The following is a 16854-nucleotide window of genomic DNA, read 5'->3' on the forward strand; positions in this document are numbered from 1 at the left end:
CATAATGGCTATCTGGTGAAACAGGGGAAAAACTCATGAAACAAATTTCAGCACGAACCACCTATAAAGATCTTTCGTCTGATGAATTGATCCAGCATGTCATCAAAAATGGCGAAGGAGTATTAAGTTCTACGGGGGCTTTGGTGGTAACCACAGGAAAACGTACTGGTCGATCTCCTAAAGATCGGTTTATTGTAAAAGATGAGGACACAGCGGATCAAGTGCAATGGAATGCTATCAATCAACCGATTGAGCAAAGTGTTTTTGATTGTCTCTGGGACCGTGCTATCAATTATATCTCGGAACGAAGTGTATATATTTCACATCTGCAAGTTGGGCAAGATGAAAATCATTTCTTGCCGCTTAAAGTAATTACCGAATTAGCCTGGCATCATTTGTTTGCACGCAATCTTTTTATTCGTCCTTCTGATGATTATGTCGAAGGTAGATCATCGTGGATTATTTTAAGCACACCAGGATTCAAAACTGATCCCGAACGAGATGGGGTAAATAGCGATGGTGCTGTAATAATCAATTTATCAAGGTGTTGCGTATTATTGGTGGGAATGCCATATGCAGGTGAAATGAAAAAAGCTATGTTTACTGTATTGAATTATCTTTTACCTCCATATGATGTTTTACCTATGCACTGCGCAGCCAATGTGGGGAAATCAGTAGGTGATGTGGCGCTGTTTTTTGGATTATCAGGAACTGGTAAAACCACTTTATCAGCTGATCCTGAACGTTTGCTGATTGGCGATGATGAGCATGGTTGGAGTAGAACCGGTGTTTTTAATTTTGAAGGGGTTGCTATGCCAAGTGTATCGATTTATCCAGAGAACGAGAGCCTATGATTTGGGATGCGATTCATCATGGCGCCATTATAGAGAACGTAGTGCTAAAAAAAGATGGTATTCCTGATTACAAAGACGTTAGTTTAACACAAAATTCGCGTGCAGCTTATCCGCGCGAGCATATTCCTTTGCGTGTCGAAGATAATAGAGGACAACCGCCGAAGGCCGTAATTTTTTAACTTGCGATCTCTATGGAGTCTTACCACCTGTAGCGTTGTTAACTAAAGAGCAAGCAGCATATTACTTTTTAAGTGGTTATACCGCCCTAGTGGGAGGAACAGAAGTGGAGAGTGTAAAAGCAGTGATGCCAACATTTAGCACCTGTTTTGGTGAGCCGTTTTTCCCACGGCCTGCAATTGTGTATGCTGAGTTATTAATGAAACGTATTGAAGAAACCTGTTGTCAGGTTTATCTTGTGAATACGGGCTGGACGGGGGAGCTCATGGCGAAGGCGGAGTACGCTTTTCTATCCCAACGACGCGCGCCATTGTTAATGCTATTGTTAGTGATAAATTGAAAAGTCAGCATACTGAAATATTAAGCGGTTTTAATTTTGTTGTTCCAACATCAGCGCCCGACGTTGATCGGGCTTTGTTAAATCCAAGAAAGACATGGAAGGATGTTAGGGCGTATGATACTAAGGCGCGCATGTTAATGGAAAAATTTTTGGAAAATTTTGTTAAATTTAAAGTGGCAGATGTGATTCGCGAAGCGGGCCCAGCAATTGAATAAATTAGTAATGGTTCTAGTAATGGTTCTTTCAAGATGTACATTAGCGACAATATCAAGAAAATAAACGAAGAAATTCGGAAAGCGGAAAGTTTATTCGGACGCGCAACGAATTCAGTTATTTTATTAGCTGTAAGCAAATCACAGAGTATTGAAAAAATAAAAATCGCGGCAATCAGCGGACAAAAACTATTTGGAGAGAATTATTTACAAGAAGCGCTTCCTAAAATATATTCGTTGCGATCTTACAATTTGGAATGGCATTTTATCGGCTCTGTTCAAACTAACAAAGTGCGTCTTATTGCGACGAATTTTGCGTGGGTACATAGCATTTCTAGTCTAAAAATAGCTGAGCAGTTAGATCGCTATCGAGCTTCTATGTTATCTCCTCTAAATATTTGTATTCAAATCAATATTAGTGAAGAAAGAAGCAAAAGCGGTGTGAGCCTGAATGAGTTACCAAGATTGGCTTTCGTCGTTAATCAGCTTGATCGATTGCGATTACGTGGATTAATGGCAATTCCAGCGAATTGTGTAGACTTCGAGACACAAAAGCGAGTATTTGAAAAATTAAAAAGAGCACAATGGCAATTAATAGAAAAAGGAGTACCATTAGATGTTTTATCGATGGGTATGACGCATGATTTTCCTGCTGCAATTGCAGCAGGAAGTACGATGGTTCGTATTGGTACAGGAATTTTTGGGTCTCGCCCACGAGTCTCGCGGTTTAAACGGTTTGACAAGCATCAAGGGAAAAAATGAGTATATCAAAAATTACATTCATTGGTGGCAGTAACATAGCGCATAATATTATCCTTGGCTTAATTGCTAACGGCCACGACCCTACCCATCTTTGTGTTACTAATCGTAGTCCGGATAAACTAAAATTTTTTAGAGAAAAATATGGAATAAAAACCACGCAGGATAATTATGAGGGCGCTCTCGATGCGGGTGTTATTGTCTTCGCTGTTAAGCCACATCAAATTAAAACTGTTTGTGAAGAGCTCAAGCAAATTGTTCTTGTATCAGACACATTCTTTATTTCAGTAGCAGTAGGTGTGAGCACGGAATTACTTCAAAAATGGTTAAATAAAAAAGTTCCCATTGTTCGCGCGATGCCGAATACGCCAACTTCAGTAAGAGCAGGAGCGACAGGTTTATTTGCAACAGGTGCAGTTAACGAAAATCAAAGAAATTTAGCAGAATCTATCATGCGGGCAGTTGGGCTTGTAATTTGGGTTTCCTCAGAAAGTCAAATTGATGAAGTTGCCGCACTTTCTGGATCGGGTCCAGCCTACGTGTTTTATATTATGGAAGCATTACAGGCCGCAGGGGAAAGTCTCGGGCTTTCAAGAGAGACCGCAGAATTATTAACTAAACAAACGGTTTTGGGTGCTGCTCGCATGGCTCTGGAAGCCGAGCAAGAGGTGGTTCAGTTACGCCGATTTGTGACATCTCCTGGTGGTACCACTGAGCAGGCTATTGCGGTTTTGGAATCAGGGAATTTAAAAGAGTTATTTAAAAAGGCGTTAATGGCAGCTGTTCATCGCGCAGAAGAATTATCACGAAGTATAGATAAGTAAAATGATTGCACTTACAAATGTTTTTTTATTTTTAGTTAGTTTTATCTTTGATTTTTATATTATTGTCTTGATATTACATCTTTTAATACAAAAATTAGAAGCGAGTTATCATAATCTTGTGTCTCAGTTTGTTATCCGAGTTACTAGCCTTTTTGTTGCACCACTACAACACATAATTCCTGAATTTCATGGATTTGATTTTTCGATTGTATTTTTAATAATTGTCTTCGAATTCATTCAGGCTTTTTTACTTTTCTGGTTACGCTCTCGATTGATACCTCATTTCGGAGGTCTGCTTTTAATAAGTATTGGTGCGTTAGGTAATAAATGCATGAGTCTCTATTTTTACGCGATTATCTTTCGAATCATTATAAGTTGGGTGGTTTCTTTGCAACAAAGTCCGGCTGCAGAAATTATATTTCTGATTACAGATCCAGTGATGAAACTTATACGTCGATTTATTCCAGCAATTGCTGGTTTTGATGCCCCCGCACTTTTACTTTTAATGTGCTTTCCGCTAATTTCCTTCCTATTTTTTGATCCATTAATGAATGTAGGGATGCGTCTTGCATTGATGTGATAGAGAAAAATATTAAAAACAGTTGATGCAAGGCATCGCTTCGATTAGGATCTGAAATAAATAAAGGGGTTTATTATGAGCGATGTACACACTGCGTCCGATAAAAAGTTTGAGGCTGATGTGCTAAAAGCTGATGAGCCTGTGCTTGTCGATTTCTGGGCCGAATGGTGCCACCCTTGTAAGATGCTTGCTCCTGTGGTGGAAGAAATTGCTAAAATATATAAAGGACGTATTAAGGTATTTAAATTGAATGTAGATGAAAATACGGAAATGCCTGTAAAATATGGGGTTCGCGGTATTCCTAGTCTATTAATTTTTCGCGATGGAGAGGTTGTTGCCGCTAAGGTGGGGACACTTAGTAAATCGCAACTTGCGGCTTTTTTGGATGAAAACTTGCGTTTTTCATCTTAAGATATTATAATTCCCCTGATTGTTTTACCTATCGGTACAACTCCCACCATTTTTAGGTCTATCCCTAACATGATAAATGTCAGTCGGGATGTAGCTTTGTGGGCTAATTGTTTGTTCGAAAGCGCGAGCAAGTTGTCGTTATTTTAATCCACAAATAAGAGGATTTATCAGGAATTATGAATTTAACTGAGCTTAAACAAAAATCAGTTCCAGAATTGATGAAAATTGCTCAAGAGATGAGTCTAGAAAATGTTTCGCGTTCCCGTAGACAAGATATTATCTTTTCAGTTTTAAAAACACACGCTAAAAAAGGCGAAGATATTTTTGGAGACGGGGTTTTAGAAATTTTGCAAGATGGGTTTGGTTTTTTACGTTCGGCTGATAGCTCTTATTTAGCCGGACCTGATGATATTTATGTGTCTCCTAGTCAAATTCGGCGGTTTAATTTACGAACAGGTGATACCATTTCAGGAAAAATCCGCCCTCCTAAAGAGGCAGAACGTTATTTTGCTTTATTGCAAGCTAATGATATTAATTTTGAAAAACCAGAAGCTTCTAAAAATAAAATTCTATTTGAAAATCTCACACCACTTTTCCCTAATGAACAGGTAAGAATGGAAATTGGGAATGGCAGTACAGAAGATATTACTGCTCGAATTATTGATTTAATTTCACCCATTGGAAAAGGTCAGCGGGGCCTAATTGTATCGCCGCCGAAAGCTGGAAAGACGATGATGTTGCAAAACATTGCCCATTCAATTACCGCCAATCATCCGGAATGCGTTCTCATTGTGTTATTGATCGATGAACGTCCTGAAGAAGTAACTGAAATGGATCGGTCTGTCAAAGGTGAAGTGGTTGCAAGCACTTTTGATGAACCTGCTGCACGCCACGTTCAAGTGGCTGAGATGGTGATTGAAAAGGCTAAACGATTGGTAGAGCATAAAAAAGATGTGGTTATTTTATTGGATTCAATCACCCGATTGGCTCGTGCATATAATACAGTTATTCCTGCTTCTGGAAAGGTTTTAACTGGTGGAGTTGATGCTAATGCGTTGCAACGGCCTAAACGCTTTTTTGGTGCTGCACGTAATGTGGAAGAGGGAGGCAGTTTAACCATTATTGCTACAGCATTGGTGGAAACGGGTTCGAAGATGGATGATGTGATTTTTGAAGAATTTAAAGGAACCGGCAATATGGAAATTCATCTAGATCGTCGCATTGCGGAGAAACGTATTTTCCCAGCAATCAACATTAATCGGTCAGGTACACGACGCGAAGAACTGATGTTAAAGCAGGACATTCTGCAAAAAGTTTGGATTCTTCGTAAAATATTACACCCCATGGACGAAGTGGTTGCCAGTGAGTTTTTGATTGATCGATTGAAATTAACAAAGACAAATAATGAATTTTTTGATTCCATGAAGGGCTGAAGCAGTTTACATGTTGTGTTGTTTATCCCTATATGGTTACAAAATGAAGAACATTGCTTTCCTTTTTTCTAGTTGTAACTTGTAGCTTCAATGTCTTGTCGTGGTCAACAAGAGTACTTTTTGTCGTCCATAACTCAAAAGCATTTATCAAAGCAGATAAAAATAGTGGTCAAAACACGGAAGTATCCATCTTAAGGAGTTACGACCTTGCGATTCAATGAATGGGCTCTTAGTTATTTTTCCTAATCTCATTAATGCTTGCTCAGCTCGCTGACGTCAACCTTCAGCTAATTCACATAATCCTTGAGTGGTTAAACAACGACTTTGATGATATCCATACATTTCCTGACACCATTTGAGATTTTTTAAAATTCGTGTAGTACGTCCGTACGTCCTAACAGGAGGCAAATAGTATAAAGAAGGATAAAAAATAATAAGAGAAACGCTGTGCAGCCTACACTGTAGTTTTATACCCCCCAGTGTCGATAAACGATTAGGATACACCCTTGTATCATTTTCAACCCAAGCTAAATCGATAATGAGAGAAGAATATTACATATATACTGACATCAATGATCGTGAGAGCAATTAAGCCTCAATTATTGTTTTATTAATCGTCTTTTCTGGGCGACGTATATGTATATGATTGAAAATATCTTAGCACCGCGTTTAGTGAGCTGTTTCTTTAAATAAGCGGTGTATCTTCATCTCGGGGCAATAAACCATTTCTGTAATGCAGAGGAAGAGTATTCGCTCCACGGTCCCTTGTAATGCAAAATATCAGTAATGTTGCGGTGTCAATAGAAAGATTTTGATTACGAAAAATTAAAATTTAGACGGATAGAGTTTAGACAGATTTAATCTTTCTAAATCAGGTGTAACTAGTTGATGATAGAAATTGGAACAGAATAAGCTCCTATCTACTTTTCAACAGCGATTTTTGAATTTTCTGCTTGTTCTTTTTGTTGGATGGTCAAGGTTATTTTTGAGAAAACTCAATAATATGATTTTCAATTTTCCAAGCTGCATAAGCAGGAGTTTCATAGGGATGAGTTCGCATTAATTCATTAAGCACCACTTGCAAAAAATGATCTTCACAAACCATTTCAACCAGATACTCTTTAATCTTTTCAACTCGGCCTTGGGAGCCTACATAAGGTTGGCTGCCACTTAAAGGTCGATACTGTCCTATTCCCGGGGTTTGCCAGGCACAACATTCATAATTGCCTACTTTCCCAGCACCTTTTGAGAAAAGAGCATTTTTTACCAGTTCTAGGTATTCTTCAGGAACGTAAAAAGTGATTTTATACATAATTATATTTCATAACTACCTATTAAGACTTTTTTTAGATTGTAAACGATTAAATTGGTGGTAAAAATTCCGCATTGTCTTTATATCAATTTGTCCAGGAGCAGAACTAGAGTGATCTATGGAAGCAAAAGTTAAATAACTGCCAAGTAAAGGGGCCAACAATCGCGTTATTTTTCCTTTTTTACCCATTCCAAGTACGATTATATTTTCCGATGGCTTTTTGTTCAGGAGAAAGCGAAACAATATACTTGCATCGTCTAACTGGTTCGTCATTACAGCGAATTTAAGAATATCTGGGGAAAAAGTTCGCATCTCGCCGGCAATATTAATCAGCGCTTTTAAAGTGGGTGTTTTTTGGAAATTATGATAGGAAATAATTTTCTTCGCTTTTTTACGTCGGATAATGATTTTATTGGCAATAGCAAGATCAATGTCCAAGTAATCAAATTTAAGATCGTTTCCTGTTTGTAGAATTTGATTTTGTGCTTCAAGTGTACCCGTAAAATTTCCATTGTCGCGCTTAGCTCGACAACAAAGGATTACTTTCTTTTTAATTTGCTTAGCAATATGATAAAGCGTTTTTGAATTTATATTTTTAAGATAGTCGACTCTCAGTTCAACAAGATCTGCGATAGCTTGTGCCCTTTGGAGTTGAGATAAGAAACCAGAAAGCGTTTTTCCAATCACAACAGCGCAAAGAAGAGGCTTATTTAGCATTTTATTTGACCTCATGAATTATGAATCTTGCTCCATAATTTAACAATTCGAGATCCATTCAATTCTATCACCTAATGCATACTCTTCTTTAGGATTGTCGTTAATTGCTTCTATACGAATAATCGAGAAGAGCTGTCCGTTTCTGATCATTGCTTAAGTAAATTAATTATCATCAGAAACAGAGGGGCGACACAATGAGAGTGCAATCATTACTCTCCTAATTTATAATGAAGTGGTACAATTAGCAATTGTGCAAAATTGTGTTTATCAATAGTGAAGCCTTATCAATGATGACACCTTGTTATCACGTGACTAAAATAAATTCATGAAGGTCGAAAGGCCCTAAGCCCAACTACTAAAATTGTAGCATAATCACCCCACTCTTTAACTAATCGAATATCAATATTATCTTTGATATTTTTACGGTAGACTTATATTACTAAGTCGCTTTAATTAACATTATTGGCATGTGGTTTCGTGCTGAAAACAGTATCTTGAGCAAATCCTTTAGTGAGGTTATATAGCTACAAAGACATCACATAGATTTCCCTGTACTAAAAAGCAGTGATAATTAAACTAAATTATCATGAACCGATATGCATCTTAACTCAAAAAGCCTTTAGTAAATCTTTAAAAAAGATTCTTGACACCATTCTCGGCTAGCGTTGTGGTTATACGATCACTTTGGTCTATCTAACTAATTATCTGATAATTTTATTAATATGAGTGTAATTTTTAAGTTAAGAATTAACCTATTTAATTTACTGATAGTAATTATTACTAAGGAACTATGAGCAATAATTGTTAGTTTGTGTTTCTTCATCGTATCGGTAACTAAGTTTATCTAATAATAAGTCTTTGCCTACCCATACCGAATTTAACCATTTCTGCAAATAGCACCGAAATTCTCGATCATCGTAATAATTGCCAATGAGATCAGCAGTTAAGGGAAGGAGTTTATAGTGTATGGTTATATTAGCGTAATCGCCGCTAAAATATTTCCAAAATGACATAGGTTGCGAATAATGAATAGTAACATCTAGAATACCACTTAACTCATTTTTTAATTCATTAATGACCACAGCTAGGCTGCCCACTTTAGGTTTTAATAAGTGTAGAAAAGGTGATTGTTGTCGTCTATGTTTTTCAGTAGTGAAACGAGTCCCCTCCACAAAATTCATAATGGTTGTTGGAAATTCTTTAAATTTTTTGCAGGCTGTCTTTGTGATTTGGATATCTTTATTTTTTAGTTTAGGACGCTTACGAATATCTTTTCGATCATAGCGATGTAAGAAAGGATAGCCTAATATCCAGCAACTAAGCCCAAGTATAGGTAATCCCCACACTAATTCTTTTTTCATAAAAAATCTAATTAATGGAGTTTTTCGGTTAAATACGTAACCCAATACTAATATATCAAGCCAAGTTTGATGGTTACTGATCAATAAATACCAACAATGAGTGGTAAGGTTGCCTTCTCCTTCAATTTTCCATCGGTGACGACGTAGACGCAATGCGCCGTTAGAAACGCTAACCCACATAACCGCTATATTCAACGCTATTTTTATTAATATTTGATACCCTGATTTATTAGGTATCAATCGTGCGAGACCGCCAAAGATAATAACGGCTAGTGCTAATAGGGTTGACGAAATTGTGTAGAGAAGAATAATGAAAGTAGCGAATAATACACTAAAGAATTGACGCATTCGTAAATCCTTCTATTCTAAAACTATTCCTAAGCCCATTTTTTGTCTGGGAGGAGATAAGGTGCTAATTAACTGCTGTTGATATAAATCAACAGACTACAATTTATATTCGGGTTTGAGTATACACTCTTTGACCATCTAACCAGTATTTTGTATAACCACCTAAATTTTACTCTATTTTCTTCCTATGAATTTGATAAACGAGAAGATTATATTCTAGAGTGAGAGCGACGTCATTCTCTCGTTTGAGTATAACATGCAGGTTACATTGTGGAAACTCACGCCTTGCTATGTTAGCACATAGAAATTTATCAACATGAATGGTAAATGAAGCGGAATAGTTAAGCTAACTATTCTTTTTGCTAAAATTTTTATAGTGATATCTTTATGAAGATGGCTTATTCTTCGTGAAGATGACTTATTTTAAATCAGGTGAAGTGCCCGTAGAGAACCTGAAAAAAAGTCATAGGTTTGCTTAGTTCTGGAGAATAAGGGCGTATAGAAATTTTAAGAATCCCATACCTGTCCACTTATTAGGCTCGCTGAACCTCATTATTAAGTAGCATTATTTGGGTGTTAGGGGCGAAATATTCAAGGTATAGTGTGGTTTGGGTGTACCTTTTTACTTTATATCTGTTCCATGCGATATTATCACTGACTTCTGTCAGGATTTCTGTTTTTCTATTTTTTGCTAGGAGAGCGTTTTGGTTTAATCGATACTTAAGCGATACCTAATTTAATCCTCTTATTACTTGAGCGAATGCTATTGCTCTTTTTGCCTTATGAAATCAAGAAGAGTAGTCAATCAGAGAATGGCCCGTGTGTTCTTTTTAAGTAACATAAACCTAGTTTATCTACCTACTGGTCTATTATTTGAGAAATACGTTACCTAATTAGTGCACATGGACGCACTCTTTATCATCCAGTTCAATAACATTTTGCCGTTTTTGGCTGACATGAAGTGGAACTTGGCATTTGCGCCATTCTGTAGTGATTTCTTTTAACTTTCTTGAAATTTGGCGACAATCGCGAGAGATGGCAGCAATAAGTTCTACCATAGCTTCCTCGGTCAAATCTTTATTGGCGGCTTGAATCGCCATATCGCGATAAGTGACGTCAGAAGCTGAAAGAATGGCCCGCTCGTAATGTTTGACATTAAATTTAGGTTCATTGGTGAGCATTTTATTTTTCTTGCAGATGGGTAATTCACCGACTATAGCAAGAACCCCTTCTTAAACTTATTAAAATTATCGGTTCCCCATTCCAATTTTTCACCATTAATATAGGTAATTAAAGCAGCTAAGGCCTCATAAGTCTGTTTTTCTTTTTTTCCAATCCACAAAGCTGGTTATAAAGTTTAATTTTTTGAGGATTTAATACATTCTGTGTTTTTCCCGTCATAGTTACTCCATCAGCGATAACCTGATGTGGCGCATTATATACTTTCTTTATCAAGATTGCTCCTTGAAATTATTGATGGCACTTCGTATCACAAACTGTTATAGGCTGGGATGACAGTAGATCTAGAGTAGCCCTTTTTTAAAATCTGATAAGGCAATCCTTCATTTTAGAATGACGCGCGCTGCACTTTATGAGAAGTTAGGCCATGCCGGGTCTCAATTTTTTATTTACATAAAAATAATGTTTTTTAAGAGAGTGGTCACCCTTGTTTCACCTCTTCAACTTTACCAGGCACTTTCTCTAGGGCTTCCTGCTGAATACGTTGAAAAATCTCTTCTCGATGAATGGGAATGTATTTAGGTGCTTCGATACCAAGTCGAACTTGGTTTCCCGCACCTCGAGAACAGTCAGGACAATTTCACCATTTTTGATAACCAAGCGCTGACCAACAGTTCTTGTTAAGACTAACATTTTATCTTCCTTTATCTAACCGTCTATACAGGGATAATGACGGTCGGCTTCACGCACACGACTTTCCATTTCCATGATCTCCTCAAAAATCGTTGAAGTAGATCCGATCAAAGTGTACACACGGACACTGGCAAGCCATTATACTCATGATGACGAAAAGTGCAAGTCCTATGTTAATTTGACCATAGAATTACACAAGAAGAAATTAAATAAGTACCGTGCTTCTGGTGGCTACAGGACGAGATTTTTGATAAAGCTGAACGCCACCAGAAGCACCTACCAGAAGAATATCAGCAGAACGTCTGGCAAATAAACCATTCGCTATTACCCCTGGAAGGTTATTAAGGGTTTCTTCCAGCTTAATAGGATCCACAATATTCAGATTATGGACGTCTAAAATCACATTGTTATTATCCGTAATAAATCCCTGACGATAAACAGGATTTCCATCAAGTTTCACAATTTCCCGAGCAACAAAACTTCGCGCCATTCTCATTACTTCGATTGGTAACGGAAATTTACCCAAAACATCAACACGTTTACTTTCATCTACAATACAGATGAATCGCTTAGCAACAGCAGCAATAACCTTTTCTCTGGTAAGAGCGCCTCCACCACCTTTAATGAGATAAAAATATTCATTAAATTCGTCTGCTCCATCGATATATACTTCCAGATTAGAAATCGAATTTAAGTCAATGATGGGAATGCCTCTTTCTTTTAAGTGTTTTTCAGTCGCTACTGAGCTAGCAACAACTCCTTCAATTTGATGTCTTTTTTTAGAAAGTGCGTCAATGAAATAATTGACCGTGGAGCCTGCTCCTACGCCAATAATATCAATATTTTTGATATACTGAATAGATTCGAGAGCAGCCGCTTTTTTATAGATGTCTTGGTCAGACATTTTTCCTCTCCATTGACGCGAATAATGGTGTCATTAACCTAACAACACAGCATAGCCAAAAGATACGTGTCGGAGACCTCTTCTTCTGGAGCGGTTATATGTTTAAATGAATTTCATTATAGATATTGCTTTTCATATAATACTGCTGAGAATTAAATGCAACACGCAGGGATGATGGTGCACGCTATCCAGAGCTTCCAGAGTCGTTTCAGCTGGGGTATAAACATGGCGCAAAGTACAATTTCTACACTACCAAAGCCAACCTAATCACCACGTACACCTCGTAAGACTACGATCTAGACTCCCCCATTTTACACTAATAGCACTTACTAAGCTAGTCTACTTTTATAGGTACTGCCTGGTTGATACTAACTTTTAGTGCTGACTAGATAAAATTGCTCAATCCATAAAGAATTGATGTTTATCGATTAAAACACCCAACCAAGAAGGAATGTAGGCTGGCAAGGATCTTATCGAGATAGTTCAAATAACGGAGTTGTGCAGGAGACTATTCAGATAACATTAAAATCTGTCACGCCTGAATACTTATTACTTAAACAACAATGCTCACATCTATGGGATACTCTATATGATCAAAAGCATTCACAGCATTTAACATAACTCGGGGGAATAGGATTCTTTGTTCATAAATACCAACCCGTTCCAATATCCGCTTCGGCGTATTTCGCTCATTGTATCACTGAATCACTCCAAAAAGAATTACTAATGATATAAGCTGGATAATAGCAGCGCAATTCACATAAACGCACCCCCCTGCCGCCCGGCCGGGGGGCACCGGATTATAAAATTCCTCTTTGTCGTAACAACGCTTCTATTTCTGGCTCCCGACCCAGAAAAGCTTTAAATAAATCCATTGGATCTTCTGAACCCCCGGTTCTAAAATATAGGTCAGAAATTGTTGCGCGCTATCATAGTCAAAAATACCCTTTTTTTCAAAAACTGAAAATGCATCTGCTGCCATCATTTCAGCCCATTTGTAGCTATAATAACCTGCAGCATAACCACCTGAAAAGATATGTGAAAAGCTATGTTGAAATCGGTTAAAAGGCGGCACCGCAATCACACAAATGGCAGAACGTATTTCATTAAGAATTCGTTGAATTTGATTTTTTCTTCCGGGTCAAACTCTACATGTACTCGCATATCAAATAAGGCAAACTCCAATTGGCGCATGATTTGCATTGCCGCATGAAAATTTTTCGTTTTATTTAAGCGTTGAAATAAATTATCAGGCAAAGGCTCTCCGGATTGGTAATGTTTGGCAATCATATAAAGTGACTCTTTTTGCCAGGCCCAATTTTCTAGAAATTGGCTGGCCAACTCTACAGCATCCCATGGTATACCATGAATTCCTGATATTTCGGCATAATCAATTTTAGTCAACATATGCTGAAGCGCATGCCCAAATTCGTGAAATAAGGTGCTTACCTCATCGTGGCTAAACAAAGCAGGTTGATTGCCTACCGGGGGATTTAAATTACATACGACGAAAGCAATAGGCAATTGCAGGTCCCCATTAGGCAATCGACGCCTCATTCGATAATCATCCATCCATGCCCCTCCACGCTTCTTTTCACGCGCGTAAAGATCGAAATAAAAATAAGCAATTAAACCATTTTGGCTGTCATACACACCATAACAACGTACATCCGGATGCCATACATCCACTTTATTGATCGGTTTGATGATAATTTGAAACAACCGATTTACTATTTTAAAAAGTCCTTGGACGACTTGTGTTTCTGGGAAATAAGGTCGTAAATCTTCCTGGGAAATATTATATTGCTGCTGGCGCAGTTTTTCAGATGCATAAGCAATATCCCATGCTTCTAATTTTTCTATTCCCAATTTTTCTTTAGAAAATTCACAGAGCGTCTTAAACTCTGATTTTGCTTTTGGCAAAACAGCTTTTATCAGTTCATTTAGGAAATCAATCGCTTTTTTCGGAGATTTTACCATTCTCGTGGTCAATAAATATTCTGCAAAATTAGAAAAACCAAGTAATTTAGCTAAATTCAAACGACAGCGAAGAATTTCTTCCATAATAGTCGAATTATCCCAATGTCCCGCGTTAGGACCTTGATCTGAAGCGCGGGTAACAAAAGCCATATATATTTCTTTCCGTAGTGTTTGCGAATCTGCATATGTTATCACCACTAAATAAGAAGGTATTTCTAATGTGAACACCCATCCTATTAAACCTCGTTCCTCTGCCGTTTGTCGCGCAGCCGTTTTAGAATGCTCGGGGAGACCACGAAGCTCATTTTCATCAGTTATCTGTTTATACCAGTTCTGCGTTGCATCTAATAAATTTTCTTCAAATTTATTTTGTAGTTGTGATAACGTTTTTGCCAATTCAGCGAAATATTGTTTTCCTTTATCTGGTAAAGTAACGCCAGACAATTTAAAATCCCGAATTTTATTGTCGATAACTTTCCTTTGCGCCATGTTAAGTTTCTGGTATTCCATCCCCTTTGCAATCGATTGGATCGCGTAGAAAAGCCTTTCATGATGGCTTAATTCCGTTAAATAGTCTGTCAATTTAGGAAGACAAGCATGATAAATGCTTCGCAACTCTGGAGAGTGAACAACTGCATTAAGATGAGTCACTGGAGCCCAAAAATAATGCAACTGTTCATTAATATCTTCGAATGGTTGAATTAACGTATTCCATGCAAAATCTTTCCCTGAAATAAGCAGTTGATTGATTTTATATCTATTATCCGACAACAAATGATCTAATGACGGTTCAATATCATTCAGCACAATCGTGCTAAACTGCGGTAAATCGATTTTAGTAAGTGTTTGGCTCATCTATGCATTATAACGGCTTATCCTATCCGATAAAATAGATTTAATAATACCGGTTTTAAAAAGCATAACAAACAATAGCAACACGATGGTCTCTCTGGATCATTTTAAAAAAGCACACATAGCAGGAATAACCTAATTTTGATCTTATTTCATTAAGATACTGATTTACTATGAAAATATTAAAACGAGATGTAATGAATCGTGATCATTTGTCAGCGCTGTTTCGTCGAAATTCATAAGACAACCAACTTAAGACAATAGGGAACCTATTACTTTTAATCAAGATAATTTCAAATTAGAAGAATCTCTCCTTAGCTGCACGCCAATCCTGCAATAATACAATGGCTCTCCAGAATCGTGACAAGTGATCAATGTTTCTTTTAATAGCTGATAAATTTTAGTGTTTTATTATTGGGCGCGCGATGTCACCCGTGGCATTATAGCACTCAATATTTTGATTATTCGCAATATCTTTAATGTTTCTGAGTATTATTACCATCTATGCTAGAGAGATTTTCGCAATCGTTTATTGCTATACATCTTAAAATACTTCTTCCTTAGTTGGAAATTTTTTGAATATTTTCTTACACTTTTGTTGATATTATCGTATACGTTTTTGTCTAAACAACCTCCTAATGTAAAAGTGCTTAGCTTCTCCAGGCTAAAATATTTTTAGTTTCTTTTAGTTATTGCATCAGTAGTTATGTAATACCTGCCCTTGTGCCTGCAGTAGCGAATAATTTTAATACAAAAGGAGGACCTCACCCCAATCTGGTGATCCCTAACAGAAGTTCCATGATCAGATCTTGCTTGTTCCATGAGATCAAACTTTCTAAAACCATCCGCCGCTGCTGGCATCTGCCTCATTTAAGAAGCTAATCCAAGCCAATTCTATTCTCATGTATCAGCTAACATCCCAAGCATTTTAATAACAGAATGTGTGTCAGGATGCATGCCGAACCATAAATTAAAAAGAGCGGCGTTATGCTCTACTAACATGCCAAGGCCATCGAAACAATACATTGCACCCCTATCTTTTGCCCAATGTAAAAATGGCGCAGCGATCTTGCCATAGGAAAGATCGTAACAACAAGTATATGGAGTTACTAAACTATTTGGTAAATCAGGTAATTTTCCTTGATGACCTAAACTCGTTGCGTGAATAATTATATCGTAATGTACGGGCTTTAATTCATCAAAACCAACCCCATCAATGTTGCCATGTAACTGAAATAAATTAGCAAGTTTGCGTGCTTTCCTAGGGGTTCGGTTAACAATAACAATTTTTGAAGGCACTGTTTTAATAAGCGGTTCTAAAATACCTTGCGTTGAACCACCAGCACCGATAATTAAAATAGATTTTTGTTTCAACGTTATATTGAGATTGTGTGTTAAATCTCGCACCAAACCTAAACCATCGTAATTAATAGCATAAATAGTGCCGTCATCAAAAAATTGTAAAGCACTTGCTGCATTATGGTTTGCTTCTTGACTTTTTTTATTCGCTAATTGATAGGCTTCGCGTTTAAAAGGCAAAGTAATATTAGCACCTTTGCCGCCTTCTTTTTGAAATTGCGTGATAACTGCGGCGAATCCATCCAATGGCGCTTTTATTTTAAAATATTCAAATGACTGGTGCGTTTGTTGAGCGAATGCCTGAAAAATAATTGGCGACAAACTATGTTCTACAGGATTGCCGATGATTGCGTATTTATCCATACTTATAGATCTTATGAAGAATTCACATAATCGGTCTTTCGTACGGTACATATGGGGATGTTTTCATTAATCATAACTAAATGATAATACCTCATTGCGGCAAGTTTGGCATATACTACCAAATACAAAAGAAGTTAACCAGAGAAGTGGAGCAGTTTTAGCGACCCTCGAATTACACCAATCGTTACATTACACC

12 protein-coding genes and 3 pseudogenes are annotated in these 16854 nt (G+C 37.3%); 6 read left to right on the forward strand and 9 right to left on the reverse strand.

Translation table 11 applies throughout. The features are described from left to right. Window positions 1–35: 35 nt before the first annotated feature. From LG660_RS03540 to rho, 6 genes and pseudogenes are all read left to right on the forward strand, one after another. Window positions 36–1586: pseudogene (locus LG660_RS03540) on the forward strand (phosphoenolpyruvate carboxykinase). 33 nt (window positions 1587–1619) lie between these two features. After that, entirely contained in the window at window positions 1620–2345 is a 726-nt protein-coding gene (locus LG660_RS03545) for a YggS family pyridoxal phosphate-dependent enzyme (RefSeq protein ID WP_258267310.1), read from the forward strand. Then, complete coding sequence (gene proC, locus LG660_RS03550; protein WP_258267311.1) at window positions 2342–3166, forward strand: pyrroline-5-carboxylate reductase; 825 nt, start codon at window positions 2342–2344, stop codon at window positions 3164–3166. The genes LG660_RS03545 and proC overlap by 4 nt, the downstream gene beginning before the upstream one ends. 1 nt (window position 3167) lies before the next feature. Then, complete coding sequence (locus LG660_RS03555) at window positions 3168–3746, forward strand: YggT family protein (protein WP_258267312.1); 579 nt, start codon at window positions 3168–3170, stop codon at window positions 3744–3746. Between the two features lie 75 nt (window positions 3747–3821). Then, window positions 3822–4157, forward strand: a complete 336-nt coding sequence (gene trxA, locus LG660_RS03560) for a thioredoxin TrxA (RefSeq protein WP_258267313.1) — start codon at window positions 3822–3824, stop codon at window positions 4155–4157. Between the two features lie 176 nt (window positions 4158–4333). After that, window positions 4334–5590, forward strand: coding sequence for a transcription termination factor Rho (rho, locus tag LG660_RS03565; RefSeq protein WP_258267314.1), 1257 nt, complete (start codon window positions 4334–4336; stop codon window positions 5588–5590). Window positions 5591–6569: 979 nt separating this feature from the next. Here the strand turns inward: rho and LG660_RS03570 are convergent. From LG660_RS03570 to aroE, 9 genes and pseudogenes are all read right to left on the reverse strand, one after another. Next, window positions 6570–6902: a YqfO family protein gene (locus LG660_RS03570; protein ID WP_258267315.1), complete on the reverse strand. Its 333-nt coding sequence runs from the start codon at window positions 6900–6902 to the stop codon at window positions 6570–6572. A 15-nt stretch (window positions 6903–6917) separates the two neighbouring features. Then, window positions 6918–7619 carry a type I 3-dehydroquinate dehydratase gene (gene aroD / locus LG660_RS03575; RefSeq protein ID WP_309137060.1) on the reverse strand — a complete coding sequence of 234 codons (702 nt, stop codon included), beginning with the start codon at window positions 7617–7619 and terminating at the stop codon, window positions 6918–6920. Between the two features lie 788 nt (window positions 7620–8407). Continuing rightward, window positions 8408–9328, reverse strand: coding sequence for a 1-acylglycerol-3-phosphate O-acyltransferase, YihG family (yihG, locus tag LG660_RS03580; RefSeq protein ID WP_258267317.1), 921 nt, complete (start codon window positions 9326–9328; stop codon window positions 8408–8410). An 893-nt stretch (window positions 9329–10221) separates the two neighbouring features. Continuing rightward, window positions 10222–10509, reverse strand: a complete 288-nt coding sequence (locus LG660_RS03585; protein WP_258267318.1) for a hypothetical protein — start codon at window positions 10507–10509, stop codon at window positions 10222–10224. Window positions 10510–10627: 118 nt separating this feature from the next. After that, a complete protein-coding gene (locus LG660_RS03590; protein WP_258267319.1) occupies window positions 10628–10783 on the reverse strand; it encodes a hypothetical protein in 156 nt (51 codons plus the stop codon). Window positions 10784–10988: 205 nt separating this feature from the next. Further along, window positions 10989–11200 (reverse strand): annotated as a pseudogene (gene csrA / locus LG660_RS03595) (carbon storage regulator CsrA). A 205-nt stretch (window positions 11201–11405) separates the two neighbouring features. Continuing rightward, on the reverse strand, window positions 11406–12104 hold the full coding sequence (rpiA, locus tag LG660_RS03600; protein ID WP_258267320.1) for a ribose-5-phosphate isomerase RpiA: 699 nt from the start codon (window positions 12102–12104) through the stop codon (window positions 11406–11408). An 832-nt stretch (window positions 12105–12936) separates the two neighbouring features. After that, window positions 12937–14939: pseudogene (locus LG660_RS03605) on the reverse strand (M3 family metallopeptidase). A gap of 897 nt (window positions 14940–15836) precedes the next feature. Further along, window positions 15837–16658 carry a shikimate dehydrogenase gene (gene aroE / locus LG660_RS03610; protein WP_258267321.1) on the reverse strand — a complete coding sequence of 274 codons (822 nt, stop codon included), beginning with the start codon at window positions 16656–16658 and terminating at the stop codon, window positions 15837–15839. Between the last annotated feature and the right edge of the window lie 196 nt (window positions 16659–16854).

The organism is Coxiella-like endosymbiont, assembly GCF_024730665.1.
Taxonomy (GTDB): Bacteria; Pseudomonadota; Gammaproteobacteria; order Coxiellales; family Coxiellaceae; genus Coxiella.

Coding starts and splice junctions, on each gene's coding strand:
- trxA (WP_258267313.1), top strand. CDS start 3,822: ATGAGCGATGTACACACTGCGTCCGATAAAAAGTTTGAGGCTGATGTG.
- rpiA (WP_258267320.1), bottom strand. CDS start 12,104: ATGTCTGACCAAGACATCTATAAAAAAGCGGCTGCTCTCGAATCTATT.
- LG660_RS03585 (WP_258267318.1), bottom strand. CDS start 10,509: ATGCTCACCAATGAACCTAAATTTAATGTCAAACATTACGAGCGGGCC.
- aroE (WP_258267321.1), bottom strand. CDS start 16,658: ATGGATAAATACGCAATCATCGGCAATCCTGTAGAACATAGTTTGTCG.
- LG660_RS03555 (WP_258267312.1), top strand. CDS start 3,168: ATGATTGCACTTACAAATGTTTTTTTATTTTTAGTTAGTTTTATCTTT.
- proC (WP_258267311.1), top strand. CDS start 2,342: ATGAGTATATCAAAAATTACATTCATTGGTGGCAGTAACATAGCGCAT.
- LG660_RS03545 (WP_258267310.1), top strand. CDS start 1,620: ATGTACATTAGCGACAATATCAAGAAAATAAACGAAGAAATTCGGAAA.
- aroD (WP_309137060.1), bottom strand. CDS start 7,619: ATGCTAAATAAGCCTCTTCTTTGCGCTGTTGTGATTGGAAAAACGCTT.
- yihG (WP_258267317.1), bottom strand. CDS start 9,328: ATGCGTCAATTCTTTAGTGTATTATTCGCTACTTTCATTATTCTTCTC.
- rho (WP_258267314.1), top strand. CDS start 4,334: ATGAATTTAACTGAGCTTAAACAAAAATCAGTTCCAGAATTGATGAAA.
- LG660_RS03570 (WP_258267315.1), bottom strand. CDS start 6,902: ATGTATAAAATCACTTTTTACGTTCCTGAAGAATACCTAGAACTGGTA.